This window comes from Chryseobacterium sp. WG23, assembly GCF_024586575.1.
In the GTDB taxonomy this organism is placed as follows: domain Bacteria; phylum Bacteroidota; class Bacteroidia; order Flavobacteriales; family Weeksellaceae; genus Chryseobacterium.
Genome location: NZ_JALCZE010000022.1, coordinates 1 through 3,842 on the forward strand (window position 1 = coordinate 1; position 3,842 = coordinate 3,842).

General features: G+C 37.7%; 1 protein-coding gene and 1 pseudogene. Both read left to right on the forward strand.

The window, feature by feature from the left end:
- Window positions 1-698: 698 nt before the first annotated feature.
- Window positions 699-2,789: a T9SS type B sorting domain-containing protein gene (locus MP477_RS22625; protein ID WP_257192283.1), complete on the forward strand. Its 2,091-nt coding sequence runs from the start codon at window positions 699-701 to the stop codon at window positions 2,787-2,789.
- Window positions 2,790-3,121: 332 nt separating this feature from the next.
- Window positions 3,122-3,842, forward strand: a pseudogene (locus tag MP477_RS22630) (gliding motility-associated C-terminal domain-containing protein); the annotation flags it as partial.

The following is a 3,842-nucleotide window of genomic DNA, read 5'->3' on the forward strand; positions in this document are numbered from 1 at the left end:
GGATGGGTATTGGTGAAAAATAAAGAATAAATTTTATTCATAACCTTATGTAAATCACCCCGGACCGGGGTGATTTTTTTTATCAACATAATGAACCGCCTGTTTACAGTAGTTTTATTATTAATAGTAGCTAAAGTTAAATAACTTTCCTTTTGCACTTCTACTATAACAAGGTGTAAAAACAGACGATGCTGATCTCAGCTTTATCAGATTAAAATACATTCATACGCATTTTCGTTGGTCTAAAAATAATAAATATAATATTACACATTAAATCCCGTTTTCATTAAATATATCTCAAAATCTTTAATTTAACGTTATTTATTTTTTATATTTGCTGATAAAACATCCCCTTATGAATAAACCTTTACTAATTTTATGCTTTTTCATAGCAAGTTTTGGAGCACGGGGCTATGCCACCTCAGACAAAACCATTCAAATCACTGGTTTACAAGTTGATAAATCAACACATTTAATCAGCAAATATGACGGGTCTTTAGTTTCAATCCTAAGGTTAGAAAATATACCATATCTCCTGAATTCAAGCAGGGCAACATAGAAATAAACAGACCTCAGCACGCACTTCCCTCCAAGCACTCAGATGAACAATTGACCACTTCCGGCAAATACCGGTTGGGGAAAACAGCTAATTTAAACCTAAACAATAGATAAGGATTGAAAATTTTAAACTGATCAAAATGAAAAAATATCTACTGATTCTAATATTATTTATTACTCAGGCCGTCTCAGCACAACAGGATTGTATCACAGCGCTTTCTGTTTGTGGAAACTCTGATATATCCTACATTCCTGATGGACCGGGAATCCAGGAATTACCTGAATCAAACTGCGGTACTTATCAAGAAAGATATTCTGTATGGTATAAGTTTACCGTAGCCACTGCAGGAACTTTAACTTTTGCAATCACACCGGCTACTGGATCTGACTACGACTGGTATGTATGGGGACCTAATATAACATGTGCCAACAAAGGAAATACAATCAGATGTTCAACACCAGGTGGAACTGGAGCTACAGGTCTGAATATGACCTCAACTGATCCTTATGATTATTTTGGACAGCCAGGTTCCAATGCTGATGGCTGGGCAAAATATATGGATGTTTTACCGGGAGAAACTTACTATCTACTCGTAAATAACTATAGCTTTAACATCACAGGGTTCTCTTTAACTTGGGGAGGTACAGCATCTTTAGCTTCTCCATTCAACGATCCGGCACTTACTCCCAACCCATTCATTACACCTGGAGCTCCTAATGCCAATCCGGCTGATCCAAATGAAGTAGTTATTTGTACTGATCCTGCTGTTTTTGATTTTAGCAGTTTAACAGCTGGAATTGTTAATGGTAATGCTAACTTTTTCGTTACTTACCACACCAGCCAAAATGATGCTCTAGCAGGAAACAATCCCATTTTAACTCCTCAGACTGTCAATACAACAACCGTCTATTATTACAGTATTCATTATGAAGATCCTACCGATCCGAATAATCCGATAAATTCATGCAGGCAAATTGGTAAGTTTAAATTCAAGCAGGGAAATATTACCGCTACCGACGCCACACTAACTATGTGCAACAATAATGGTGCAGGTACTGCCACTTTTGACCTCACAACAGCCAATGTATTTGATGATCCGGCAGGTACAGCGATAAAAAAATATTATCCTACCATGGCTGACCTCAATGCAGGAACTAACGAAATTACGAACCCTTACGCTTATTTGTCTTCAACGAATGTAGTATTTGTATCGGTAACTACTCCGCAGGGATGTTCCGATGTAGCACAAATCAATCTTAATCTTTATGCTGTAGTGGTTGTAAATGATGCAGAGCTCAGAACCTGTTTTATTGAAACTAATCCTTCTACAGGCTCGTTCAACCTTAATAATGCATTAGTAACCAATCAGCCGGGTGCTATAAAAAAGTATTACCCATCACTGACTGATGCTATAGACCAAACTAATGAAATATTAAACTTCACAGACTATATCGCTCCAAATGGGGTGATCTATGTAAGAGTATCTGATAGCAGAGGCTGCTATTCTATTGCCAAAGTAACTTTAACGGTACTTCCTCCGGTAAAGTCTGATATTTTGGCAGATAAGATCATCTGTATGGAAGATACAACAACTTTAGATGCAGGACCTGGATTCAAAAGCTATGAATGGAGCACCGGAGCCACCACCCAATCCATCTCCAATGCAGGGGTAGGTACTTACTGGGTAAAACTGAAAACCGGAGACTGTATTACTTTACAAACAGTAAAAGTATATCCTTCAGAGCAGCCTGTAGTATCAAGTATAGATATCTCCAACAGTACTATAAGCATCAATGTTATAGGAGGAACTCCTGCTTACCGGTATTCTATGGACAACATCAACTGGCAGGAATCCAATACATTCACCAATATATCAAGAGGGAATCATAAAGTATATGTAAAAGATTCTTATGACTGTGATCCGATTGAAATTTCCGTGGTTGTTCCTAATCTCATCAACGTTATTACTCCAAACGGTGATGGGGTAAATGACGTGGTAGATTATTCTGCAATGGCAGATAAACAAAATCTTATACTGAACATCTTCGACAGATACGGAACAAAAATCCATCAGGGAGACAAATCTAACGGATACAAATGGGACGGAACTATTGCCGGTAAAAAAATACCTACAGGAACCTACTGGTATTCTGTAACATGGAGTGAAAATGACAAAAAGAATACGCCTTTCAAATTCACAGGATGGATTATGGTAAAAAACAGAGAATAATACACTGATTACCTAGTGATCTACCCACAGACATATTTCAAACTCAGGATAGAGATTCTATTCTGGGTTTGTTTTTTTATTTCCATAAATATTGGCTCCGAAACGATATTGCTTTTTTAAACATCAAACCATCACTTTCTTTAAATATATCTCAAAATCTTTAATTTAACGTTAATAATTTTCTATATTTGCTACACAAAATATCCGCTTATGAATAAACTTTTACTACTTTTATTTTTGACGTAAAAAACAAAGAGCACCTGCCAACAGAACTGCTCCCATTTTGTTTTTTTACCCCCCTTCAATTTTGTTTTAAAAAAATCATTTCAACAATGAAAAAATTACTACTTATTTTAATTTTCTTTATATCCCAGGTATTTTACTCGCAATCGGATTGCATCACAGCCATTCCAATATGTGGGGATTCCGATATTTCCTATACCCCATCAGGCCCTGGAAGTATACTGGAAACCCTCAATCAGCATGGAGGATGTTTATCCGTAAATGAAACTTTTACAGTATGGTACACTTTCAGCGTATCCACTTCAGGAACTCTTGCCTTTACCATTGTACCCAACGTGCAGTCAGACGATTATGATTTTGCAGTGTATGGGCCTACGAATGGAGGATGTGCTTCCCTGCAAACTCCCGGCAATATTTTTATACAGCCTTTAAGATGTAATTATTCAGGGACCGGTGGAGATACCGGGCTTGACCTGACTCTAAATCCACCTGCAGTATTTCCTGTCAATCCTCCGGGCCAGACATCCAGCATGAATGCTGATAAATGGAGCCCTTATATCAATGCATTAGCCGGAGAAACCTATTATCTGGTAATCAACAACCACAGAAGATCACCTGATGGGTTTTCAATGAAATGGACCGGTACCGCAAGCTTAAGCTCAGCATTCAACGATCCTAATCTTACACCTAACCCATTTGTTACTCCGGGTATTCCTGCTGCAGATCCTGCACAACCAAGTACGGTTATGGTATGTGGACTTCCTACTCAGTTTAATTTCCTTTCTCTGAGTGCAGGGATTATCAACGGAA